This window comes from Enteroscipio rubneri (genome assembly GCF_963929405.1).
GTDB classification, from domain to species: Bacteria; Actinomycetota; Coriobacteriia; order Coriobacteriales; family Eggerthellaceae; genus Enteroscipio; species Enteroscipio rubneri.
On the sequence record NZ_CAWVIN010000002.1, the window covers coordinates 385376 to 410153 of the forward strand.

General features: G+C 61.3%; 19 protein-coding genes and 1 tRNA gene. 15 read left to right on the forward strand and 5 right to left on the reverse strand.

Going from position 1 to position 24778, the window contains the following annotated elements:
- Positions 1 to 2: 2 nt before the first annotated feature.
- Complete coding sequence (locus ABGT83_RS05040; protein WP_346686269.1) at positions 3 to 3563, forward strand: UvrD-helicase domain-containing protein; 3561 nt, start codon at positions 3 to 5, stop codon at positions 3561 to 3563.
- 215 nt (positions 3564 to 3778) lie between these two features.
- Here the strand turns inward: ABGT83_RS05040 and ABGT83_RS05045 are convergent, their stop codons facing one another.
- Complete coding sequence (locus ABGT83_RS05045; protein ID WP_239926633.1) at positions 3779 to 4744, reverse strand: glycosyltransferase family 2 protein; 966 nt, start codon at positions 4742 to 4744, stop codon at positions 3779 to 3781.
- 180 nt (positions 4745 to 4924) lie between these two features.
- Between ABGT83_RS05045 and ABGT83_RS05050 the strand changes: the two genes are divergently transcribed.
- Complete coding sequence (locus ABGT83_RS05050) at positions 4925 to 7174, forward strand: ATP-binding protein (protein WP_346686271.1); 2250 nt, start codon at positions 4925 to 4927, stop codon at positions 7172 to 7174.
- Positions 7175 to 7286: 112 nt separating this feature from the next.
- Positions 7287 to 7715: a GtrA family protein gene (locus tag ABGT83_RS05055; RefSeq protein WP_239926268.1), complete on the forward strand. Its 429-nt coding sequence runs from the start codon at positions 7287 to 7289 to the stop codon at positions 7713 to 7715.
- 94 nt (positions 7716 to 7809) lie between these two features.
- Here ABGT83_RS05055 and ABGT83_RS05060 read toward each other — a convergent pair.
- Positions 7810 to 7885: transfer RNA gene (locus ABGT83_RS05060), tRNA-Arg, on the reverse strand.
- A 65-nt stretch (positions 7886 to 7950) separates the two neighbouring features.
- On the opposite strand from ABGT83_RS05060, the gene rlmD reads away from it, so the two are divergent.
- Positions 7951 to 9576: a 23S rRNA (uracil(1939)-C(5))-methyltransferase RlmD gene (rlmD, locus tag ABGT83_RS05065; RefSeq protein WP_346686273.1), complete on the forward strand. Its 1626-nt coding sequence runs from the start codon at positions 7951 to 7953 to the stop codon at positions 9574 to 9576.
- Positions 9577 to 10030: 454 nt separating this feature from the next.
- Here the strand turns inward: rlmD and ABGT83_RS05070 are convergent, their stop codons facing one another.
- The gene (locus tag ABGT83_RS05070) at positions 10031 to 11026 is read right to left on the reverse strand and encodes an IS1595 family transposase (protein WP_346685558.1); all 996 of its coding nucleotides are present in this window, start codon (positions 11024 to 11026) and stop codon (positions 10031 to 10033) included.
- A gap of 881 nt (positions 11027 to 11907) precedes the next feature.
- Here ABGT83_RS05070 and ABGT83_RS05075 point away from each other — a divergent pair.
- The 6 genes from ABGT83_RS05075 (at position 11908) to ABGT83_RS05100 (ending at position 17491) form a co-directional block, all read left to right on the forward strand.
- Positions 11908 to 12129 carry a helix-turn-helix transcriptional regulator gene (locus ABGT83_RS05075; protein ID WP_202977516.1) on the forward strand — a complete coding sequence of 74 codons (222 nt, stop codon included), beginning with the start codon at positions 11908 to 11910 and terminating at the stop codon, positions 12127 to 12129.
- 12 nt (positions 12130 to 12141) lie between these two features.
- Positions 12142 to 13941 carry a DNA primase family protein gene (locus ABGT83_RS05080; protein ID WP_346686275.1) on the forward strand — a complete coding sequence of 600 codons (1800 nt, stop codon included), beginning with the start codon at positions 12142 to 12144 and terminating at the stop codon, positions 13939 to 13941.
- Between the two features lie 3 nt (positions 13942 to 13944).
- Positions 13945 to 14862, forward strand: a complete 918-nt coding sequence (locus ABGT83_RS05085) for a hypothetical protein (RefSeq protein WP_346686277.1) — start codon at positions 13945 to 13947, stop codon at positions 14860 to 14862.
- A 28-nt stretch (positions 14863 to 14890) separates the two neighbouring features.
- Positions 14891 to 15211 (forward strand): hypothetical protein, encoded by a 321-nt coding sequence (locus tag ABGT83_RS05090; RefSeq protein ID WP_346686278.1) that lies wholly within the window; start codon positions 14891 to 14893, stop codon positions 15209 to 15211.
- A gap of 301 nt (positions 15212 to 15512) precedes the next feature.
- A complete protein-coding gene (gene mobC, locus ABGT83_RS05095; RefSeq protein WP_204587397.1) occupies positions 15513 to 15971 on the forward strand; it encodes a plasmid mobilization relaxosome protein MobC in 459 nt (152 codons plus the stop codon).
- Entirely contained in the window at positions 15971 to 17491 is a 1521-nt protein-coding gene (locus tag ABGT83_RS05100; RefSeq protein ID WP_346686280.1) for a relaxase, read from the forward strand. The genes mobC and ABGT83_RS05100 overlap by 1 nt, the downstream gene beginning before the upstream one ends.
- Positions 17492 to 17539: 48 nt before the next feature.
- Here the strand turns inward: ABGT83_RS05100 and ABGT83_RS05105 are convergent, their stop codons facing one another.
- A complete protein-coding gene (locus ABGT83_RS05105; protein WP_283713905.1) occupies positions 17540 to 17818 on the reverse strand; it encodes a hypothetical protein in 279 nt (92 codons plus the stop codon).
- Positions 17811 to 18158 carry a cAMP-binding protein gene (locus ABGT83_RS05110; protein ID WP_009609069.1) on the reverse strand — a complete coding sequence of 116 codons (348 nt, stop codon included), beginning with the start codon at positions 18156 to 18158 and terminating at the stop codon, positions 17811 to 17813. The genes ABGT83_RS05105 and ABGT83_RS05110 overlap by 8 nt, the downstream gene beginning before the upstream one ends.
- A gap of 328 nt (positions 18159 to 18486) precedes the next feature.
- On the opposite strand from ABGT83_RS05110, the gene ABGT83_RS05115 reads away from it, so the two are divergent.
- From ABGT83_RS05115 to ABGT83_RS05135, 5 genes are all read left to right on the forward strand, one after another.
- Positions 18487 to 19044 carry a ParA family protein gene (locus ABGT83_RS05115; protein ID WP_346686281.1) on the forward strand — a complete coding sequence of 186 codons (558 nt, stop codon included), beginning with the start codon at positions 18487 to 18489 and terminating at the stop codon, positions 19042 to 19044.
- 90 nt (positions 19045 to 19134) lie between these two features.
- Entirely contained in the window at positions 19135 to 19398 is a 264-nt protein-coding gene (locus ABGT83_RS05120; RefSeq protein ID WP_346686283.1) for a hypothetical protein, read from the forward strand.
- Between the two features lie 15 nt (positions 19399 to 19413).
- Positions 19414 to 22326 carry a type I restriction endonuclease subunit R gene (locus ABGT83_RS05125; protein ID WP_346686285.1) on the forward strand — a complete coding sequence of 971 codons (2913 nt, stop codon included), beginning with the start codon at positions 19414 to 19416 and terminating at the stop codon, positions 22324 to 22326.
- A 3-nt stretch (positions 22327 to 22329) separates the two neighbouring features.
- Entirely contained in the window at positions 22330 to 23904 is a 1575-nt protein-coding gene (locus ABGT83_RS05130) for a type I restriction-modification system subunit M (RefSeq protein WP_346686287.1), read from the forward strand.
- 167 nt (positions 23905 to 24071) lie between these two features.
- Complete coding sequence (locus ABGT83_RS05135) at positions 24072 to 24776, forward strand: hypothetical protein (RefSeq protein ID WP_346686289.1); 705 nt, start codon at positions 24072 to 24074, stop codon at positions 24774 to 24776.
- Positions 24777 to 24778 lie beyond the last annotated feature (2 nt).

The window sequence follows — 24778 nt, forward strand, 5'->3', positions numbered from 1 at the left end:
CGATGAATCTGAACGCCTGTACGCCCGAACAGCGCGACATCGTTTCATGCGTGGATCGCCCGTTGCTTGTGTCGGCTGGCGCCGGGTCGGGGAAAACCTTCACGCTCACCCAGCGCATCGCCTACGCGCTTACGGCCGAGAGCGGCCCCGCAGTCTCGAGCATTGACGAGGTCTTGGCCATCACGTTCACGGAGAAAGCAGCTGCCGAGATCAAGGCCCGTGTGAAGCGCGCGTTGCGCGCCGAAGGCGGACGGCTCGCCGAGGAGGCTCTTAAGGTTGATGGCGCGTGGATATCCACAATCCACGGCATGTGCGCGCGCATCTTGCGCGCGCATGCGCTCGACCTTGGAATCGATCCGGCGTTCGGCATCCTTGGCGAGGCGGAGCGGGCCGATCTTGTGGCGGCTGCTATCGATGAGGCGCTTGGCCAGGACGACGACCTTGCCCCGCGCGGGTTCGGCGAGGCGCTTTTCGCCGAGTTCGCGGCACGTTCGACAGGCCCTCGCGCTTCGTCGGTGGCCGGCATGCTCAACGAGCTTTTGTCCAAGGCCGCAAACTTGCGCGGCGGTCTTGATGCGGTCGACTTCGGCCCTGCGCCCGAGCGCCCGTCCGCGCTCGCGCGCAAACTCCTGCTTGCTTACGAGGACGCGACTGCGGCCATCGCCCAGGCGAAGCCGAGCGCCGCATCTCAGAAAGCGGCGCTTGCTGCAGGTGAAGCCGTCTGCGCGCTCGCAGCGTTCATTGACGAGCATGGCGGCGCGGAGGGGCGGGAAGCGAGTCCGGCCGATTGGAGAGCCTTCGCCCGGACGCTTGACCGCTGCGCGTTCTTGCCTGCGACGTTCGGCGGAGCCGAGGTCAAGGCCGGCGTGAGGGCCTGCCAGGGGATGCATGGGCATGCGGCCCAGCAGACGGCTCTCGCGCTCGCCTTGCCGGCGGCCGAGGAGCTCATGGAGCTTGCGCGGCGCGTTGCGCGGAGCTACGAAGACGCCAAACGCGCGCTATGCAAGCTGGACAACGACGATTTGCTGATCAAGACGTTCGAGGCGTTCGAAGCGCGCCCGGACATCGCGCGCCGTTACGAACGCCGTTTCAAATTGGTGATGGTGGACGAGTTCCAGGATACGAGTCAGCTGCAGATCGATATGATTACCCGCTTGGCGGGGGAGGACTGTGCGCATCTGTGTACCGTGGGCGACGCGCAACAATCCATCTACCGCTTTCGCGGCGCGGACGTGAACGTGTACGACGAGCACAAGCGCGCCATGCGCGAGCCCGAAGCGGGCGCTCGCTACGTGGAGCTCTCGAAGAACTTCCGCAGCCATCGCGACGTGCTGTCGTTCGTGGACCGCGTGTTCGAGCAGCCCCATGTGTTCGGCAAGGCGTTCATGTCGCTCGACCCGCATGAGGAGCGGCCGAGCAGCTGGCAGGGGAGCGTTCCGCGCATCGACGTCGTGCTGGCCTCGCTGCCCTCCGGCAAGAACACGGGCGTACATACCGACGACGCCAAGCGCGCATCAGCACGCGAGCTGGCTCGACGCTTCGCTGCGCTGAGGGCGGACGGTCACGCACCGGGCGACATGGTGGTGCTTCTGGGTGCTATGACGCGGGCGGACCTGTACGCCGATGCGCTGCGCTCCGAAGGGTTCGAGTGCGTGATCGCGGGCGGTTCGCTGTTCTCGTCGGTGCCGGAGGTGCGCGTGGTTGGGCGCCTTCTGCAGGCTGTGGCTAATCCGGCGAACACTGCCGCGCTCTTCGAGGTGCTCACGAGCGACATGGTGCGTCTGTCAGCCGACGATTTTCTGGAGCTCTCGACGGAGGAGGATCCGGAATCGGGTCGCGCCCGCCGTCGCGATCTCGACCGTGGGTTTGCGCGCCTTGCCGAGAAAACGAACGAGTTGCCGCCGCGCCTTGCGCATGCCGTACGCCTTATAACCGACGCCCGCCGAGAGGCGCGCACGCTCCCTGCGTCGAAGGTGGCGATGAACGCGATTGTGCGGTCGGGATGGATGGCGCGGCTTGAGGGCGAGGGGGCCTGCGGGCTTGCTACTGCGGCGAACGTGCTCAAGGCCGTGCGCATGGTGGAGTCGATGGAGCGTGAGCGTCACCTCGGCTTCGCCTCTGCGGCGCAGGCGTTCGCACGCGAACTGGAAGCCGCCAAAGAAGCGCCGGGAGCGCTTTCCGGCGCGGACGGCAGCGTGGTGAAGATCATGACCGTTCATGCTTCGAAGGGTCTTGAGTTCCCTATCGTCGGTTTGGCGGAATTCGCGGGGACGGGGCGAGGGAGCAGGCTTGTGGTGGAGACGTGCGGATCGCTCGCCCGTGCTTCGCTCGGGCCCGGCCGCTCGCTTGAGGCGTTGCCGGGTCTGGCCAAGGCGGCGAAGAAGTACGAAGAAGCCTGCAAGGCGCGGAAGGAAATGGACGCGCATGATGCGGCTGCAGCCGCGCGCTTCGTCGAAGGCGATGCCGCCGCTTCTTGCTCGACGGCCGCCTACCGTGAGGCGCTCAAAGAACGGGCGGCGCGCGAGGAGCTGGCCGAGGCGCGCCGTAAGCTCTACGTGGGGCTCACGCGTGCGAGCGAAGCGCTCGTGGTGGTCATGGATGCGAAGGAGCCGGCGCAAGGCGGTGCCTATCCCGAGCTTGTCGATGACGTTCGCGGCGCGCTTTTTGGCGACGGGGACTTCCCCGAGGGTGTCTGCGACGTCGACTTCGGCGGCACTGAGCCGGCTCGTTTCGAGCGCGTTCGAGTAGAGCCAGAGGGAGAGGAAGGCGTCGATGACGGCTCTGCTGCGCAGACTGCACCCGCGGAGTCAACGCGCTTCACCGTTCCGGCGCTTCCTATGCCCGCGCCCGCTTGCGAGCCGGGGCGTGCCGGGCGGGAGCATGTGTTTTCGTACTCGTCCATCGCGCCCGATCCCGCGTCTGGCCCTCTCGTTTCCGATGGTGCTCACCGCGCGACCCCCTCTCCTGACGACGCGTGCGGCATGCAGGATCGAAAGCCGGAGGGCGATCGCGCTGTTGCGCTGGGCAATGCCTTCCACCGCGCCGCCCAGTTCGCGGTCGAGACGGGGCGCCTGCCCGGTGCTGCGCGCATCGTTGCGCTTAGCCGCGCTTTCGGGCTATCCTCCGACCAATGCAGCCGCCTTGAACGAGCCTGTGCTCGCTGGTTTGCCAGTCGCACGTTCGCCGAGGTTCTTTCGTGGCCGCATCGCCGCGCCGAAGCGCCGTTCTTCGTGCGCGTGGACGAGGCTCTCATGGAAGGCGAGATCGATCTGCTCTGCACCCGTCCCGACGATTCATCGGCGCTCGTTGTAGATTACAAGACGGGGGGCGGTGAAGACGAAACCCCTGCGCAGATAAAAGGAAAGCACCTCCTCCAGGCGCAGTGCTACGCCTACGCGCTGCTCTCGCAGGGATTCTCCTCGGTTGATCTGCGCTTTGAGCGTGTGGAGCACGATAACGGCGAGGGCGGCCTGCAGGAAGCGCGCTATCGGTTCCATGCGGATGACGTGGGCAAGCTTGAGGATTGCATCCGCGCAGCACGCGCGTTACGATGTAACCTATAGATTACGTTCGCTCACGAAGCCGTTATTCGAACCGCATTCACAGAGGTAAAAACTTATATTTTTACAAACAATTCGCGCAAAGACACGACTGATAATTCGATGATCGTTTTGGTAATATACCAATAAGGCGGGGCGCAAACCGACATGGAGGATGCAACGATCCCACTGCAACGCGCCCCGTCTGCATAGATGCGTCGTTCGGGTTCGGCGAATGCTCAGATCGTGCGCCCGTAGCGCTCGTAGGCTCTCGTCACGTCCAGTTCGTACTGCTTGCGCGCGCCTTTGACCACGGTGTCCAAGATGAGACCGCTCGTGAAGGACAGCATTCCCACCACCACAAGTGCGACCGCCAGCAGTGCAGAGGGCAGTTTCGGCACAAGGCCGGTCTGCAGGAACTCCACGATAACGGGTACGCCTGCGACAAGCCCCAGCAGGAAGAAGACCAGCGACATCCAGCTGAACAGCGCAAGCGGACGATAGTCTTTGAACAGGGACAAAATCATGAGCAGCACCTTCATGCCGTCCGAGAACGTATCGAGCTTGCTTTCCGAGCCTTCCGGCCGATCGCGATAGTCGATCGGGATCTCCTGGATGCGCCAGCGCTTGTCCACCGCATGAATGGACAGTTCCGTTTCTATTTCGAAGCCGGGCGAGAGCACTGGCATGGTCTTGGCGAACACGGCGTTATAGGCGCGGTAGCCGGTCATGACGTCTGAGAACTCGAATCCGTAGATGAGCTTGATGAGAAAGCGCACGAGGTTGTTGCCGAACCCATGGAACGCACGATCGTTCTCCTTGCCGTATGTACCGTTGGAAAGACGGTCGCCCACCGTCATATCTGCTTCGTCAGCCATGAGCGGGGCGAGAAGTGCCGGTGCGGCTTCGGCGGGGTAGGTGTCGTCGCCGTCCACCATGACGTAGTAGTCGGCGTCGATGTCGCGCATCATCTGCCGTACGACGTTGCCCTTGCCCTGGCGGCGCTCCGTGCGCACGACCGCTCCGTGCGCACGAGCGATGGCGGCGGTGTCATCGGATGAGTTGTTGTCGTAGACGTACACCGTTGCTTCAGGCAGGACCCGACGAAAATCGTCCACGACTTTCGCGATCGTCAGGGCCTCGTTGTAACAGGGGACGAGCACCGCCACGGTCGGCGTGCTCGATGCTGCGGCTGCTTGTTCCACGGAAAGCTCCTCTTCTTCGATGACAAACATCGTATCCGAAAGCCTGGCTTTGTGCCAGACGCCCTGTCATTTTCCAGATGAAACGCGGTAGCGAAGGCGTTGAGGGCCGGTAAGCTGGGACATGTTAGCGGCATGCTAAAATGTCGAAGGCTTCGATGTCCAGGATGGTGAAGTTCCCCCATGAATCTACTGAAACACTCGCGCGAGCGCAGACGCGCCGCGCTCGTCGCATCGCTGCTCGTCCTTATCCTTCTCTCAACGCTCGCCTATACGGCGGTTTCGTCCCGATCGGCGACGGGCGCAGCCATCGAATCGGTGAGTCAAGTGTATCTGCAGGAGTTGAGCGATCAGGTGATCGCTCATTTCAATACCGGCGTCGAGAACAAGTTCTGCCAGGTGGAAACCGTCGGAACCTCTCTTGTCTTCGATGCGCCGCGCACCATCGAGGAGGTGGAGCGGCTGCTGGAGGCTCAAGAGCGCAACGACGAGTACGCCTATCTTGCGCTCCTCGGCGACGATGGCCGGTACTATACCGCGCGAGGCACGACTGCTTACCTTGAAAAGGATGCCTCAGAGAACCAGTCGCCTGACGTGGTGTATCGCGATGCGCAGGGGCGTGATATCGCGATCTACGACGGCAAGATCGCGCTCGTCGATCCGATCGAGCCCGTGGCGTGCGGATCGGTGTCGTTCGTCGCGGTGGTGGCGGGCTACGATCTGGATGAGATGTCGGATCAGCTTGATCTGGGCTTAATTGGCGGCTCCCGTTCGATTATGGTCGACCGTTCGGGCAACTGCTTGGCCGGCAGTTACGACGAGGGCAGCTCGGGCGGCAACATACTCGAGAAGCTCGATGCAGCAGCCGTGCTCGACGACGGGCGCTCTGTCGACGAAGTCCGATCTCGCCTCGAGGCCGGTGAATCCGCACTCGTTCCGTTCACGTGCGGCGGCGAGTCGGAGTTCCTCTATTTCAGGCCGATGCTTGACGGTTCGTGGTTCTTGTGCACGGCTATGCCCTACGGCGTGGTGGACGGAGACATCGCGGGGCTTTCGGGGACGTTGGCGCGCAACGCGTTCATCGTGGGCGGCGTACTCTTGCTCGTCGCCGTGGTGTTCTTCGTGCTGTACTATCGGCTTGTGCAGCGCAATACGAAGCTGCTTGCCGAGGAGAAGAGCCGCGCGGAGGCTGCGTGCGAGCGCGCCGAGCATGCAAGCCTGGCGAAAAGCGAGTTTCTTTCGCGTATGTCGCACGAGATCAGAACTCCTATGAACGGTATCATGGGCATGACGGCCATCGCGCTCGAGAACATCGACGACCGGGAGAAAGTCCGCTCCTGCCTCGAGAAGGTAACGGTGGCCTCCAGCCATCTCATGGCGCTCATCAACGACGTCCTCGACATGAGCAAGATCGAGAGCGGCAAGGTGGAGATCAAGCGGGATGGCTTCGACGTGCGCACCTTCGTCGGCGCGTTCTCTGCCGTGTTCGGTGCGCAGGCGTCTGAGCTGGGCATCCGCTACGAGACCGTCGAGAAGGGCGCGCTGCCCGATTGTCTTCTGGGAGACGCGCTGCATCTGAACCAGATCCTCTACAACCTGGTGGGCAATGCGTTTAAGTTCACCCCGAAGGGCGGATCCGTCACGTTGAGCGTCGAGCGACTGGAGCGTTCCAACGTGCCTAGGACCACGGTTGGCGACGAAGCGGGATCCGAGACCTGCGAGGTGTGGATGCGCTTCGAAGTTAGCGACACGGGGTGCGGTATCAGACCCGAGCATTTCGAGACTATCTTCTTGTCGTTCGAGCAGGGCGACCCCGATACCGCGCGCAAGCACGGCGGCACGGGACTGGGTCTGGCCATTGTGAAGCGCTTCGTCGAAATGATGGGCGGCCGGATCCGTGTTTCAAGCGTGGTTGGCCAGGGATCGACCTTTACCGTGGACATCCCTTTCGACGTACCGATAGAATGCCCGGTCGACGAGGGTGAGGAGGAGGCCGTGTTCGAAGGACCCGTTGCAACCGACGACTCCCTTGCCTATGATTTCACGGGCAGGCGCATCCTCGTGGCAGAGGACAACGATCTGAACCTCGAGATAGCCGTTGAGCTTCTGTCCATGGTCGGAGCCCAGGTGGACGGTGCGACGACCGGTCTCGAGGCCCTTCGGGCTTTCGCCGATTCCGAACCCGGTCATTATGACATCGTGCTCATGGATGTCCAGATGCCCGAGATGGACGGTTATGAAGCGACGCGCGCCATCCGCGGTCTCGATCGCGCCGATGCGAAAACCGTTCCCATACTCGCGATGACCGCGAACGCGTTCGCGGAGGACGAGGAGCGCAGCCGTGCGTGCGGGATGGACGGTCACCTGAGCAAACCCCTTGATATTCGTCTGGTTTATGCCACAATAGACGGGTTTCTGGATCGGCGCGGCTAGCCTCGGGCTCGTCGCGCCATAGAGCCGCCCCCGCCCAGGTTCCAAGTAGGAGGGCGGCTCAGGGAGCCTCGCACGGGCGGTCGAGCTGCCTGCGGGGCGCGGTGGCAAGGAGATGCGCGGCGTGAAAAGGCTGTTCGCCCAGATCATGAAATTCGGCGTCGTCGGTGTGGTCGCTTTCGCTATCGACTACGGCTTGCTGATCTTTCTAACCGAGGTTTTCGGCATCCCGTACCTGGTTAGTGCGACCATATCGTTCACGGTGTCCGTGGTGTTCAACTATGTCGCATCGATGCGCTACGTGTTCGCGCACAAGGAGGGCATGAGCCGACGACGCGAGTTCATGGTGTTCATAGTGCTGTCGGTCATAGGATTGGGCATCAACAACGTGTGCTTGTGGGCGGGCACCGACGTGCTGGGCGTCGACTACCGTCTTACGAAGATCGTCGTTACGGCCATCGTCATGGTGTGGAACTTCGTCACGCGCAAGATCTTCTTGGATGCCGGCGACGAGCCCGGAGAGATACTGGGCGATATCGAATAGACGGTGCGTCGCCGAGGCGCCGGGCAGAGGGGCGCCTCGGAAGGCCTGGAAAAGAGAACGGATCGCCGCAACGGCGATCCGACCTACTTCGAACTGGTGCCCTCGACAGGATTCGAACCTGCGGCTTTCTGCTCCGGAGGCAGACGCTCTATCCCCTGAGCTACGAGGGCATGTCGGAAGATTATACGCTATCATGGCTCGGACGGAAAACAAATTCAAGATTTAGGCGCATATCATGGAAACGGTTACGATAGATCGCATGGGCTACGGGGCTCAGGCTGTGGGGAAGCTCGCCGACGGCAAAACGGTGTTCGTAGAAGGGGGCGCTCCTGGCGATGTGGCGGTCGTCGAAGTCGTCGAGGAGAAACCGGCGTTCGCGCGCGCGCGCATCGTCTCGCTTGTAAAGCCCTCATCTGATCGTGTGCCTGCGCGGATGGACGACGCTGCGTCCTTCGGCGCCTCATGGGCTCATCTGTCCTACGACGCGCAGCTTGCGGCCAAGCGCGGAAATGTATGCGCTGCGCTCACGCGCATTGGTCGTATCGATGAGGATCGCGCCGAAAAACTTGTGCAGCCGTGCGTGCCGAGCAAGCGCGCGTGGGGATACCGCAACAAGCTCGAGCTTGCTGCCGGGCGCGACCCTCGCGGCAGGTTTTTGCTCGGCTTCTTCCACGAGGGAACGCACGATATCGTCGCGGCGGCGTCCTGCCCGCTCGCTCATGATGCCATCGCCAAGGCGCCCGCATCCTTGCGCGGTGCGGTCGGGTTTGCTGAAGGTTCGCAGGATTTGGGGATCTACCGCATCGGCGTGCGCCACAGCCTGAGAACTCGCGAGCTCGAGGTCGCGCTCTGGACGAAGCCGGGCGCGTTTCCGCGGGCGCACGTGGCGAAGACCGTCATGAGTGCGCTCAAAGCGACGAGCGTCGTGCGCGTGCTGGCCGATCCGGGCAAGGCGCGCAAGATCAAGGGCGTAGAAACGCTTGAAGGGAGGGGGCGCTGGGGCGAAGAGCTTTTGGACATGCGCTTCGAGACTTCTGCGCCATCGTTTTTCCAGGTGAACACCGCCCAGGCTGAGAGGCTGGTGATCGAGGTCGTCGAAGGGCTGGGAGGCACGATGGGCCCAGAGGGTCCGGAGGGTCTCGATGGTTTACTCGTGGCAGACCTGTACGCGGGCGGCGGAACCTTTAGTGTGCCGCTTGCCTTGGCGGGAGCGGATGTCGTTGCCGTCGAAGCGGCCGGCACATCGGTCCGCGATCTGCGACGCAATGCCGATGCGAACGGTGTGGACATCGACGTCGTGGGGGGAGATGCTGCACGCGAGCTGCCCGACATCGGCGATATCGACGCGCTCGTCGTCGATCCGCCGCGGTCGGGACTCGCCGACGGCGTCGTGGAGAGCATTGCTGCCGTCGCACCTGCGCGCGTCGCATACGTGAGCTGCAATCCGTCCACGTGGGCACGCGATGCGGCGCGTTTCGAGGGGGAAGGGTACCGCTTGGTACGCGCTCAACCGGTTGATCTGTTCCCTCAGACCTACCACGTCGAGACGGTTGCGGTTCTATCTCGGAAATCCGCAACGAAGACTTTCATCCCCGTGACCGTCAGCCCGAAGGACATGGGACTGGATGAGGCCAAGGCGCAACCGACGTACGAGAACATCCGAAAGTATGTGAAGGAGACGCACGGCCTGACCGTGAGTACCCTGAACATCGCGCAAATGAAGGCCGAGTGCGGACTGGAGATGGAGTGCGACCGCTCGGGCGGCAAGCAGCAGCCGAAGTGTCCGCCCGAGAAGCGCGAGGCGATTCTGGACGCGTTCCGACACTTCGGGATGATTGAGGATGATTCCTCGGAGGGATAGGACGCTGTATTTTGCGTTTTAAGACGATTTAAGCCCGTTGGGGTACTCCGTTACCCTAACGGGCTTTTTTGCGCCTTAAAACGCCTTTGAGAGCGTCAGAGAAGCAAAGGCGGATGCAGGTGCGCATCTCGCTCTCGCTCGATGCTGGGATTGGCCGCCCTGCGGGCGGCTGGTTCGGGTCTTGGGTCTGGGTACAGCAGGGGGCGGGCATGTCCGATTTCGGGTTCTGACACACTATCGCGAAAAAATAGTGTGTCAGAACTTTCCCCAGTTTATCGGGGAGTACGGGAAGGTGGCCGATTTCTGACACACTTGCGAAAAATTTAGTGTGTCGGTACTTTTCCCGTGTTCATCGGGGAGTACAACCATCTGACACACTTGACACACCTTTTTTTGAACTAATGCGCGCGAGAGAAAAAAATAAGTATATAGATATATATAGGGAATTTGACAGTCAACCAGTATAGGGATTATCTCGCTTCCTCGAGCTGCGGAAACTCGCGTCGGCCATGAACAAATGGCGGAGCACCCTTTCCACTTTGGGCCACTTCTCGTCGTCGCGCTTGACCCTGAAGAGGTAGGCGTACCAGTTGAGGTACGACTGGAGGTACTTGAGGTCCATGCCCACGTAGCCGCGCAGGTAGCGCCTCACCCACGAGCAGAGGTTGTTGACCATGGCCATGTGCTCAAGGTACTCCGGGTCCCTGGTGTCGGCCTTGCAGGGCCGGTCGATGCCCCGCACCGCCTCGACCAGCGACCTGTGGGACTTCTCCATGTCGTGGAAGATCTCCGAGCCCTCGGCGATGTGCGGGAGCAGGGCCTCCTTTATGCGCTTCGCGGACGGCTTGCCGTGCCCGCACCTGACGGCGACAACGTTCTTGCGCGCGTCGATCGCCACGGCGATGCAGATCTTGTTCTTGCTGAGGCCCTTCTTCGGCCTCCACCCGGGGTCACCCTTGAGGTCGGAGTCAGTGACGTACATCTCGTCGATCCACACCTTGCCCCCCAGCACGATCCGGTCCTGGTAGCCGTCCACGGTGGCCATGACCCGGTGGCGCCACTCCCAGGCCGTCTGGTGGGAGATGCCGCAGAGCTCGGCGCAGGCGTCGAGCTGCACGTTGAAGCACATGAGGCGTATGAAGACCACCCACCTCCAGAGCGCCCTCTTCGCGTTCTCGAAGACGGTCCCAGTGAGCGAGTTGAACTTCCGGCCGCACCGGCCGCACGACCAGGCGCGGTGGCCCGCGGGCGTGGAGCCGTCGGAGGCGCAGCCCTCGTACGAGCACGACGGGCACCTCGGCCTCGGCCTCCACTTCCGCGCCGCCTCGTCGTAGGTCCCGGCGCCGACGAGCTCGCGGCACCTCCTGGTCTCGACGGCATCCACCAGAAGGGCGAAGTCCGCGTCGGAAAGCGCGTCGACCCCGCCCGAGAAGGGGTTCGGGCTCTTCATTTGGCGTTGTCCCATCCGCGCAGGCGCCCATCCGGCCGGGACGTCGCCAAACATAGGGCCAGATGGGCACCCGCGCAAATCTACGTTTGGCAGCGTGATTGTACCACCCTGCCGCGGCGGCTAGATGAGCACGCCCTCATCCCTACACTGGTTGACTGTCGGAATAGGGAAAAAATTTCTCTGTACGCGTAGGTTGGAAAAATAGTGTGTTTAGTGTGTCAAGCGTCCGAGGAAGCCGATAAATCCTACGAAAGTACCGACACACTATAAAAAATGGAAGTGTGTCAGAAAAACGGGCAATCGCTCGGGGAAGCCGATGAATGCGGGAAATCTCTGACACACTTCGAAGTGTGTCAAAGTGTGTCAGAGGTTCCCTCTCCTGCCGTGTACGGCCCTTCTTCTGCTTTCAGCTTCTTGGTGGCTCGTTCCACTTTCCAATCCGAGAGTGGAACGCAATGTTCCCCGTGTTTATCGGGGAGTAGAGGCGGATGTTCCACTTGTTCCACTTTTCGAACGCAGTAGTGGAACATGGGCGCGCGCAATATTTTTTTCGGGCGATTTCCGCTCGTATACGAGTGGAAACAAGCCTCTGACCTGCGGAGACGGAATATCGGGTATTGCGTTAATCGAGTTAACGCTGTATAATACCAGTTGCATAGATAAATGGCTCAGCACCCGTCCCGTCTTTGATGCGGGGTTGCTACCGGGAATAGGAGCCGAGCGCTCGGTCAAATAGGCCGTGCGTCACGGGCGAAATAACGAACACGAAGCTCCCGTGGAAACCGAGATAGACAAGGCATGTTCTGCCTATGTCCTTCTTTGGTTTCCACGGGAGCTTTTTTGTTCTCGTGAAACGGATTCTGAACATGGAGGTGGCTGATATGGCTAAAGAACAGAAGAAGACGAAGGGGTCGAAACCCCGTTACATGACGACGTACGAAGCGGCGGAATTGCTCGGCCTGAGCGCCGGGACGCTCCGCGTCTGGCGTTGTCAAGGCAAAGGCCCGAGTTACTACAAGGTCGGCAATGCGGTCCGTTACAAGGTGGATGACCTTGAGGCGTGGAAGAGCGCCAACGTGAGGCGCATTGAGCTAACGAATTAAGGAGGTGTGAATATGGGCAAAAAAGAAAACCGCCCCGATGCCTGCACAGCTTCCGGGACGGCCTCTACCTGTAATTATGATAGCACGTCCGTTTACGCAGGTCAAGACATGACCGAGAACGAGCTGATTAGAACGGTCACAGAGGATTATCTGGCGGACATCGACGTGGACATATGCTCCGCTCCCGAACAGGTCGAGCGGGAGCTTCTGCAGGCGACCAACAACGCCATCGAGGCGTACAACCGGGGTCCCCGCGACCCGTCCGCGCCAGTCGGAGCGTCGCTGAAGGACGCCTATCCCGACCAGAAGACGGGAGACGCCCGCCTGCGCCTGCGCAAGCACCTGGACCCGTACCAGATTGCGCTGATTGTGCGCGAGCTGCATCACGCGGTGGGCATCCTCTGGAAGGATGCGGGCGACGACGGCAACTTCGACATCGGCGTCTACCAGACGTCCGGCGACAACGAGGGCACCTACGACGTCTCCGAGGACGGTCTGACGCGGCTCATCCGCAGCTACGACAGCGCGATTACGATTCGCGGCGTCTACGAGACGATTGCGGTTCTCCGTTCCGTGTGCCCGCACGTCGAGCGTTGTCATGACCGTGACCTTATCGCTGTGAACAACGGCGTATACGATTATGGGAGCAAGATGCTCCTCGGCTTTGACCCGGAGTTCGTGTTCACCGGCAAGGTGCGCGTGGACTTCGTTGAGAACGCCCCGAACCCCGTGATACATAACGACGAGGACGGCACCGACTGGGACGTCGTGTCCTGGATGGGCGAGCTGTCCGACGACGAGAGCATCGTACGGCTGCTGTGGCAGATTGTCGGAGCGGTCATCCGCCCCGGCGTCAGCTGGAACAAGAGCGCGTGGTTCTACTCCACGTCCGGCAACAACGGCAAGGGCACGCTGTGCTCCCTCATGCGCAACCTGCTGGGGCGCGGTTCCTGGGAGTCCATCTCGCTGAAGGACTTCTCTTCCCCGTTCATGCTGGAGCCGCTGATGCGCATTTCCGCCGTAATCACGGACGAGAACGACACGGGCACATTCGTGGACGACGCGGCGGCGCTCAAGTCCATCATCACGGGGGACCCGTTCCAGCTGAACCGCAAGTTCAAGGAGCCGCGCACGGTCCTTTTCAAGGGGTTCATGGTCCAGTGCGTCAACGAGCTGCCGAGGCTCCGCGACAGGTCGGAGTCCATGTACCGCCGCCTGCTGGTCGTGCCGTTCGAGAAGCGCTTCGAGGGCAACGAGCGCAAGTACATCAAGGACGACTACCTGAAGCGCAAGGAGGTGCTGGAGTACGTGCTGTACCACCTGCTGGCGGAGACCGACTACTACGAGCTGGACGAGCCGCAGGCATGCACCGCGCTCTTGGACGAGTTCCGGGAGGTCAACGACCCCGTTCGCCAGTTCCTGGGCGACGTGCTGCCGGAGGCATCCTGGGACATCCTCTCGTGGCAGTTCGTCCACGACCTGTACCGCCACTGGTTCCAGAGGAACATCCCGTCCGGCAGGCCCGAGAGCCGCAAGGCGCTCATCGCTGACATCAAGCGCCTCCTGCCGGAGTGGCATGAGTGGTCGTACACCGACAACCCGGTGTTCGTGCCCGACGAGATGAGGGCGCAGCCCGAGCCGCTGATTGCCGAGTACGAGGTGACCGAGTGGATGAACAAGGCGTACCGCGGTTCCGACCAGGGCCGTGTCTGCATGCCCGACCTGCCCGCCCGCGTGAGGGGTCTCGTGCGTACGGTGCCTCTCGGCTCGGGCGGTAGCAACGAAACAGATTCAGAGGACAAGGAGGAGTAAGAGATGGAAGATTTGACACCGAATGAGGTGGCACGGCTCCACCTGAAGGCGAGGCACGGAACGCTCACGCCGGAGGAGCAGCAGGTATACAGCGACTACATGGCGAGGCAGCTTGCTTCTGCCCCGCCGCCCGAGGGCGGCGAGCCGCCGAAGCACGGTAAGCCGAAGCGCAATGTCGATATTCCGAACGTGCTTGGCAAGATTGCGGGCATCGCGGTGATTGTCGCCGCGCTGGTGATTCTCGGTCCGCCGATTGCACGTTATGGGCTTGAGCTTGTCGATAGTGCAATCGAGTATCGTGACTCGATGAACACTCGCCTGGATGCTCAGCAGAGCGGCAACGCACATTATGTGGCGACCTCGCATGAGGCTGGGACGATTGATTACAAGCGTACGGATTTGTTCATTAGCGGAGAGTATTTCGTCCACATAAGGTCGGATGCTCATTATGGGATTTTGAGCATTGCCTGCGGTGCGCGTGATGCTGATGAATCTAATACGCGCGGCGCTGTCGGAATGTCTATCGTCGATAAAACCCATGAAGGCACGCTCGGATGGCGTATTCGTGATGATGAGTTGCGCTCTGTTCTTGAAGCTCGTGGTCTTAGTTACGACGCGTTCTGCTCGAATGATGCAGCTTTCAATTTGAGCGAAGAAGAGTTGGCCGATTTGACCAGGCAGGTCGTATCCGCGATTACATACGGTGACATTGTGAGCTATCCGCTGAAGGGGGACACTTCGTTCACTTATACGCTTGACGGTCATCCGTATGAGGATGATGCGGATATGGATGAGTGGGTTGTGTTTTATAGCCACGGGTCCGATATGGGTTCATTGGGCGATAGTTACTCGCTTGATGGTTCTATTGACGGTACTCGGATGTTTGTAGATGCACAGCCGACTTCGGTTGTGGAGCAGTAATTATTTATCGACAAAGGAGGTATCCGATATGGCAACGAAGAGGTTTGATGACGCGACCGAGAAAGCACGTGCGCTGGAGGCGAAGGCGAAGAAGGTGCGCCGCGAAGCGCAGGCCGCGAGGACGAAGGCATACGCCGACGCGCTCGTGACGGTTTTCCCGGAAGTGAAGTACATGGGTTCGGCGGAAGAGGTCCTTGATTTCGTCAAGGGACTGAAGCCGAGCACCGGACACGGAACGCAGGATGCGCACGCCGCTGGCGCTGCGGATTCCACGCATGCCCAGACCGCAGAAGCTGGAGAGTCGTCGGAAGCGCACGGCGGCCTTTCCGGCTCGGGCTACCAGGGGTAGCCGTGCCGGGTTCCACCGAGGGATTCGGGTTCCATGTCGGACAGGGGAAGTCGTTCCCGTGTCCGACATGGGCAAGCCCATCTCGGTGGACAAAAGGCGGGGGTTCGAAGGGGACGGCGCAGCCGCCCCCTCGCAAGCTGACGAAGTAGGACAAATTGCGAATTTCGCAATTTGTACGTACGAAGTCAATGCTTGCTCTTTCCCCCTTTGCGCTCGGGCGTTGCGAAATTAGCCGAAAACGGCAGTTTGGATTGTCCGCCGCAGGCGGGCGTTTCGGATAGCAGCAAAGGAGGTGTTCCGCATGGCGGATATGTATGAGAAAAGAAGCGGGAAGGCGACGCGCCAGAAGCATGAAAAAGACCGCCGCGACAAGGTGGTCCAGGTGCGCATGAGCGACGCGGAGCTTTCCCTGCTGGATGAGAGGCGCGGGACGCGCTCCCGCTCCAATTTTCTGCGCGGCGCGCTGTACGGAAATCGTCACGCGTCGCAGAGTCGCGAGGTGGTTCTGGACGTCCCGGCGCTGGACCGTGTCCGAATTGAGCTGAACCGCATCGGCGTCAACGTGAACCAGATTGCACGTGCGCGCAACCAGCGCATGAGCGGTATGAGCATGTACGACGCGGTGCGCGAGGAGATGAGGACGAAGGACGAGGCGGAAGCGTTCCGCGAGTTCCGCGATTCAGTGGACAAGCTCCGGGCGGAAGTCGAGGGGCTGCGTTTGGATTTGCAGGCGTACGCGGAGACAGGAGGTGATGTCTGATGTCAACGACGCATGTGCAGTCGCTTCCGAACGTGCGCGGGCGCATGTCGTACACCGAGTTCGGTGAGGGAAAGCGCAGGCGCGAGCATCTGGAAAACGGCACGGACCGCATCGCCGCGCAGATGGGTGACGCCGCCTCAAGGGAGGACTTCATTGTCTATTGCGAGGGGCAGAAGCACCGCCACCCGAACGCGGTCAACGAGGGCTACGAGGTGCGCATCTCGTGGGCGACCGACGAGCTGGACCCGAGCAGGCAGGATGACATCCAGCAGGGCATGGAATATGCGTACACGCTGTGCCACGAGCTGGCGCCGGACTCCATGTGCTGGGTCACGATGCACGTGGACGGCGAGGGCGGATGCGTGCATGCCCACGCGACCATCGCGAACCACGATGCCCGTTCGGGCCAAGTCATCAACAAGGAGGGCACCAGTCTGTACGCCCCGCGCGTGCAGGCGGTGAACGACAGGCTGAGCCGCGAGAACGGATTCCAGGTGCTCGGGGCGGACAAGGAGATGTCCACATGGGCGCAGCGCCGCGACACATTCGGCTATGACTCTTTCGACCGCCGCCTCGGGGATAAGGTGGCGTACGCCCGCGACCGTTCCGACACGGTGGACGAGTTCAAGCGCAACCTCGAACTTGAGGGCGTCACGCTGAAGGAGACGGTCAAGACCGACAAGAAGACCGGGGAGGTCACCGCCGGATGGTCGTACAAGGCGGTCGATGAGTGGGGACCCAAGCGCCGCTCCCGCAAGCGCCGCGCCTCCAACCTCGCCGACGACCTGACCAAGGAAGGCGTCGAGGCCTACTTCGAGGAGAAGCAGAGGCAGGCGGAGGCCCAGAAGGAAGACGCGCCGGCACCTGTTCCCGTGGCAACCGTCGCGGCGGAACCGCAGCCGGATTCCCCGGCAGAGCCTTCATTCGACGTGTACGCGGTCGAGGAGTCCGACGTGGCGCAGATGGCGGGCGACCTCCAGAGGGCGCACATCGACCGCTGCCGCGAGAGCGGCGAGCCGTTCATGGGCGAGCGCTACGAGCAGCTCATGGAGGCGGAGCGCCACCCCGAGGAACAGCTGGCGAAGCTGCGCGGCGAGGTGGACGCGGCGAGGCGCGAGTTCCACGATTCCAAGGAGGCGCGCGACGCGCTCAACCACCCGTGCCCGAACCTGCTGGCCGGTGCGTGGGTGTTCGCCAAGGCCGGGCGCGACGCCAAGGACCCCGTGTCCCGCATGATGGCGGACATGACGGCCATGATGCTGCGCATGCTGCTTCAGCAGGCCATGGAGGAGCAGCGCCGCCGGGAGCGCGAAGCTGCGGAGAGGCGTCTGTACGAGTCCCGCAGGAACATGTGGGACGCCGAGAAGCGCCTGAAGTCAGCCGAGAAGGCCCTTGCCCACGAGGACGAGCGCGAGGAGCAGGCAAAGCGCGTGCGCCTGCAGGAACGCGAGGACAAGGCGGTAAGGCGCGCCGGTGACCGCGTGAAGTACGGGGCCGATGCGGACAAGCAGTACGAGTAGCCGAAAAAGATAAGGGAGGCAGCGTAAGCTGTCTCCCTTTCCTGTGGGTCAGTGGATTTCCGGCGCGGGCAGGATTGTCCAGCTTGTGCCGTAAGTTGTCACGCCCCAGACGTACAGCCCCAGCTCCGCGTCGTAGAACACCGGCTCGTCGGTGTGCTCCATGAGGAAGCTCGGGTCCTGGACGATGTACCACTGGAATATCTCGTCCCAGGGTGCCCAATCCCCGCTCACAGGCTCCAGCGGGCGGCTGGCTATCTCGTTGGCGAGCACCATGCCGCGGCAGGTCTCGGCCAGGTCGGCGTAGGTTTTGATGCCGTAGTCACTCATCGCGCCCCTCCTCTGCCTCCTCGATGTCCACGATGGCGTTCACGACGCACTGCCGCATGGAGCGCAGGGTCTCGCAGTCGATGCTCTCGGCGAGGATGTCTGCGTCCAGCACCACCTCGCCCAGGGCGTTCACGAACCGCCACTCCATCACGTTGTCGATGCGCTTCAGCACGTCCATGAGCGACGCGTGGTCCATGGCGGGCATGTCGCCGTCCGCCTTCGCCATGCGCTCCAGCTCCTTGGCCTTGGCCGCGCAGAGGCGCGAGGTGCGCTTCAGCACCTGGATGCGCCACATGACCTCCTCGTCCGTGCCGTGGAACCTCTTCCAGCCTTCGTTCATGTGCGGACCTCCTTTCTCTTCACGTGGGCACCCGATGCCGAAGGCATCCTTCAAGGGGTGCTGGCCCGCTAACGGCACGCGAAGAGACCTGCAGAAGGGCTTTTGACGGGTGTACGCGCAAGGGGCGGAAGGCGGCGGTTTTCGGCATCCGCTCGTTTACGAGGCGATGCGGGAAACGGGCCGTTCCGGGCGACGCGGGAAAGCCCGTTTCGAGACCACGAAAAGCCCAGCTGAAGCCCAGAAAGTGGCAGTTGAACTGCGCTTTTCGCGGGCTTATAATTAAATATGGAAATGCGTAATTGATTAAATGTATAGCGAGGTGAGCGATATGAAGACGATTCTGGTATGCAACCAGAAGGGCGGCGTGGGCAAGTCCCTGGTCGCCGACGAGATAGCATTCTCCTTCGAGCGCTCCGGCATCCCCGTGAGCTTCTACGACCTGGACGCCCAGGGCGGCACCCTGCACCGCACCCGCGAGGCGGACGGCGCGCAGGTCGCCGTGGTGGACACGCCGGGGGCGCTCCAGGAGGCGCTGTCGGAATGGCTGAGGGAGGCGGACGTGGTGGTCATCCCCACCCGCACCACGTCGAGGGACATCGAGCCGCTGATGCGCATGCGCAAGGCGGTGTTCAAGCACAGCCGGGCGAAGATTGTCTACGTGATGAACGGGTGGAACCGCTTCAAGGCGTCCCGCGACTTCATGGAGTGGTTCGAGGGGCTTGCGGGCGACCAGACGGTGGTCACGCTGCCCCAGTCCGAGGCGTTCGTGCAGGCGGGCGCTGCAGGCGTGTCCGTGGTCGAGTTCGACCGCAGGGGCAAGGCCGCGAGGGCGACGCGCGCCCTGGTGGACACGGTGCGCGAGGCTGCGGGATTCCCGAGGGAATAACCGCAGGTCAGAGCCGTGTTCCGTATGGACAAATCGAGACACAAGGTGTATAATTGTACAAATGCGTAAATGATTAAAGGAGGTCGAGCTATGGCGAACATGTTCGAGAAGTATGCTGCCGACCGCGAGGCCGAGCAGAAGAAGATAGAGCAGACGGTTTCCGAACCGGCGGCTGCGAAGCAGACAACGGTTTCGGCGGATTCTGCGCCCGTCGAGGACGAGAAGCGCACCACGCTCTCGCTGTCGCTCACGGTGAGCGACAAGAAGGCGCTGAAGATGATGGCAGCGGAGCGCGAGACGACGATTGCCGCGATTATCCACGAGTGGGTCGCGGAACACAGAGAAGACAAGTAAGGGAGGTGGCGGCCTATGGCTCATATATCAGAATACGATGTCGAGAACCTGTTCATAGACAGGCTTGAGAGCATTGGCTATGAGTTCGTCGATATGTCGAACTACGACGACGTTGTGGCGAATTTCCGCAAGCAGCTCGCGGCGTTCAATGCGCCCAAGCTGGTTGAGGCGAAGGGGGAAGCCGCCTTCTCGGACGCAGAGTTCGGCCGCGTGATGATTCATGTGGACAACCACAGCGTCTACGAGTCCGCGAAGATTCTGCGCGACAAGTACGTCCTGACGCTGGATAACGGTCGGACCGTGTATCTGGATTTCTTCAGCTCCGATACCGACCGCAACATCTACCAGGTGACGCACCAGGTCACGATGGACAAGGACCACAAGGACGACGTTTCGTACAAGAACCGTTACGATGTGACGATTCTCATCAACGGCCTTCCGCTGGTCCAGATTGAGCTGAAGCGCCCCGGCGTGGAGATAAACGAGGCGATAAACCAGATTAACCGCTACCGCAAGTTCTCGTTCAAGGGGTTGTTCCGCTATTTGCAGCTGTTCATCGTGTCGAACTCGGTGCAGACCAAGTATTTCTGCAACGAGAACGAGATGGACGGCGGCGTCTACAATCCGATTCTGAAGAGCCTGGTGTTCTTCTGGACGGACGAGAACAACAAGCGCATCAACAAGCTGGACGAGTTCACAGCCGAGTTCCTGCGGCGCTCGACTATCACCGAGATGCTGGACAAGTACATGGTCATCAAGACAACCGAGCCGGTGCTGATGGTCATGAGGCCGTATCAGATTTTCGCCGTGAAGGCGGCGAAGCGGCGCGTGCTGGAGTCGAACCAGAACGGGTACGTCTTCGCATGCACTGGTTCGGGCAAGACGCTCACGTCCTTCAAGCTGGCGCAGCTTCTGCGCGATGAGCCGAGGGTCGACAAGGTCATCTTCCTGATTGACCGCAAGGACCTCGACGACCAGACCGTGGACGAGTACAACTCGTTCGAGAAGGACTGCGTTGACGGCTCGGACTCGACCGCCGTGCTGGTGAAGCAGCTGAAGCAGGCGGACCGCAAGTTCATTGTGACGACCATCCAGAAGATGGCGAACGCGGTCAAGAGCAAGCGCTACGAGGCGTTGATGGATTCGTACCGCGACAAGAAGGTCGTGTTCATCATCGACGAGTGCCACCGCAGCCAGTTCGGCAAGATGCACGGCGACATCCAGCGGCATTTCCGCAACGCGAACTACATCGGCTTCACCGGCACGCCCATCTTCGAGGCGAACAAGGGCAAGGACGGCAGGACGACCGCCGACGTGTTCTACGCGGGCTCGAAGCTGGACGCCTGCCTGCACCGCTACATGATTAAGGACGCTATCGCGGACGGCAACGTCCTGCGGTTCTCCGTCGAGTATCAGCGGACGATTTTTGCGAAGCAGGTCGCCGCGAACGGCATCGACCCCGAGCGCCTGGGCGACCCGGATTACTGTCGTCGCCACAACCTCGATTTGGACGCCCTGTATCATGACGACGAGCGCATCCGCGTCATCGCGGAGGACATCTTCGAGCATCACGAGCAACATGTCCACCCGCAGGGAAAGGACATCTACACGGCGCTGTTCGCGGTCGATTCCATCAAAACGCTCGGGAAGTATTACGACGCGTTCAAGGCACTGAACGAGGCGAGGCCGGAGGGCGAGCGCTACCGCGTGGCCGCAATCTTCACGTACCAGGCCAACGAGGACATGGACGAAGGCGGCGACGAGCACTCCCAAGAGCTTCTAGGCCGCTGCATGGACGACTACAACGCGATGTTCGGCACGTCCTTCGCGCCGGACTCCTTCGATGCGTACCGCAAGGACATCACGCGGCGCATGAAGCAGAAGGACCTTCCGCAGGTGGACATCCTGCTGGTGGTCAATATGATGCTCACCGGGTTCGACGCCAAGCCTCTGAACACGCTGTATCTGGACAAGAACCTTATCTGGCACACGTTGGTGCAGGCGTACAGCCGCACGAACCGCGTCGACAAGGTGACGAAGCAGTTCGGCCAGGTTGTGTCGTACCGCGACATCAAGCGCGCGCAGGACGATGCGCTGCGGCTGTTCTCCGGCGACGGGGACCCGAACGAGTACCTGCTGGAGAGCTACGAGTATTACGTGAACAAGTGGGTGAACCAGGTGCCCGTGCTGCGCAAGGCGGCGCAGACCGTCGACGATGCGGGGCAGCTCCAGAGCGAGGGCGACATCCGTCAGTTCGTCGTGGCGTTCCGCTCGCTGTCCGGTACGCTGGCGACGCTGAAGACCTTCGGCAAGTTCGACTGGGCCGACCTGTCCGTCGTGCTGGACGATGAGGAGTACGAGGGCTACAAGAGCTGGTACCTCTACTACCACGACGAGGCGAAGAAGAGGGACCCGAAGGTTCCCGTGCCCGTCGACGTCGATTTTGACGTGGAGCTGGTGCGAACCGACCGCATCAACGTGATGTACATCCTGAGCCTGCTGAAGTCGGCGCACGACGCCGAGAAGTCCGATGAGGAGCGGGCGCGGGACATCGACCTGGTGATGCGCGAGATTGAGCGCTCGGACAACGATGCGCTCCGCGCGAAGAAGGACATCATGGAGGCGTTCATCCGCACGCGCTTCTACGATTTGCCGGAGGACGCGGACATCCAGCAGGCATACGAGCAGTTCGAGCGCGAGAGCCTGCAGGCCGAGATTGAGTCCTTCGCTTATGACAACGGGCTTGATGCGAAGGACGTGCTGGAGGTCTTCTCGGAGTACACCTTCGGCGGGAGCATTTCCGAGGAGGCAATCCGCAGGAGGCTGGCCGCGTATCACATGGGGCTTCTGAAGATTACGAAGATGACGGGCGCCATCAAGGAGTTCGTCGTGAACACATATAGCCGCTACAAGGCAGAAGGAGAGTAAGACATGATTGACTCTGCGAAATACCAGGCGCAGGCGAGCGAGCTTTCCCAGAAGCTCTGGGCCATCGCGAACGACCTGCGCGGGAACATGGATTCCACGAAGTTCAGGAACTACATTCTGGGGACGATTTTCTACAGCTACCTGTCGGAGCGCACCGAGGAGTACATGCAGGAGATTCTGAAGGAGGACGGGCTGACCTACGAGCAGGCGTTCTCCGATGCGGACTACCGCCCGGTTGTCGAGCAGTGGTCTATCGAGCATCTGGGCTACATCATTAAGCCCGAGAATTTGTTCCGGGAGCTTGTGCGCAAAATTGTTCGCCCGAAGGACGATGCGGACAGATTCAGCGTCGAGGACTACGAGCGCGCGGTGAACGAGCTGACAGGTTCCACCATGGGGCAGGCGTCCGAGGCTGCGTTCAGCGGGCTGTTCAATGACATGAAGCTGCAGGACCCGGATTTGGGCGATACCGTTGCCGAGAGGACAGCGCTCATCGCGAAGGTCATCGTGAAAATCAGCGAGATTGACTTCAGCCTGTCGGATTCGCAGTTCGACGTGCTGGGCACGGCGTACATGATTCTCATCGGCCTGTTCGCATCGGACGCGGGCAAGAAGAGCGGCGAGTTCTTCACGCCCACGGGGCCGTCGAAGCTGGTGGCGACGCTGGCGACCGTCGGTCTGGACGAGGCGAAGACGGTGGGCGACTGCACCTGCGGCTCGGCGTCCATGCTTCTGGAGGTGCAGAAGCACCTCACGACCGGGCGCGTCGGTCACTTCTACGGGCAAGAGAACAACGCCACCACGTACAACCTCGCCCGCATGAACATGCTGATGCACGGCGTTGATTACCAGAACTTCGACATCTACAAGGGCGACACGCTGCGCGAGGACAAGTACAGCGACGTGAAGATGACCGTTCAGGTGTGCAACCCGCCCTACTCGCTGAAGTACGACGCGAACCCGGCGCTGCTGGACGACCCGAGGTATTCGGGCGCGGGCAAGCTGCCGCCGAAGTCCCATGCCGACTACGCGTTCGTGGAGCACATGATTTACCACATGGACGACGATGACGGGCGCGTCGCGGTGCTGCTGCCCCACGGCGTGCTGTTCCGCGGCGGTGCCGAGGAGGTCATCCGCAAGTACATCGTGAAGGACCTGAACAGGCTCGATGCGGTCATCGGCCTCGCCCCGAACCTGTTCCACGGCACGCCTATCCCGGTGTGCCTGCTGGTGCTGAAGACGAAGCGCAACGGCAACAGCGGCAACGTGCTGTTCATCGACGCGAGCAAGGAGTTCAAGCCGGGCAAGAACCAGAACACGCTGGAGGACGAGCACATCCAGAAGATTGTCGACGCCTACATGAAGCGCGAGGACGTGGACAAGTTCGCCCACGTGGCCAACATGGCCGAGATTGAGGCGAACGGCTGGAACCTCAACATCCCCCGCTACGTCGATACGTTCGAGGAAGAGAAGCCGGTGGACCTTGAGGCCGTGCGGGCGGATTTGGAGCGTATCGGAGCCGAGAAGAAGGCCGCTATCGACAAGGCGGAGTCGATGCTGCGCCAGCTGGGGCTTTGAGAGGAGGGGCGTAATTGACCTGTTCAGATTGGATAAGCATAATTTGCGCCTCGATTTCCCTCATCGTGACCGTTGTGATTGCGGGCCTGCAGCTGTGGCAAAGCGGACGCATGGAGAGATTCGAGCGGCGTCAGGACGAGCGCGACGAGCGACGCCACGCTGAGGGGGTGAAGTCGCAGGCGGTTTCCTTCATATCGAAGCATTACGCCGACCGCGGCCTGATTCCTTTGTGCGCGATGGCGGCAATGCATAACGACCTGTATTACTATTCGCGCGAGATGTACCGCGAGTTTTGCTGCATGACGCTCGAAACACAGAACCGTGTTCTCGAATACTGCGGACTGGATTTGCGCGTCAAGGAGGAGAAGGGGCTCTTCGGACGGTGCATTGAAGCGGTGGAGGAAGTCTTGCGCACGCGTTTTCCTGGAGATGAGTCTCCGTTCTATGACGGAGGCAAGTACGTGCTGCGCAGCCTCGAATACTACGGCGGAGAGAAGATTCCCGTCGAGCGAATCAATTATCGTCCTTCATATATGACCGGTCCGCTCGCCGCGAACTTTGACGGCATCTCGTCTTATGAAAGCTGCATCACGGACGTATTAAGCGAATCGTTCCGGGGCGACGGTCCCGAGCACCCCATTTCTGCCCTTGAGCGCAAGTACGGGTTCAAGGGGGCGCCGGAAAACGAAGCGTGTCAGTTTGCGACGGTCCTTGCGCAGTACGTTGCAATATACGGCAGCGGGGATGACGATTCGGATAAAGAGTATGGAGCACCGGGAGGATATGCGGGGGAAACCATAGACACGATGGAAGATTTGTTCCTGCTGGCAGTATTGGAAATGTACATCCATTTAGTTCTGAAGGAGGTGTAGAC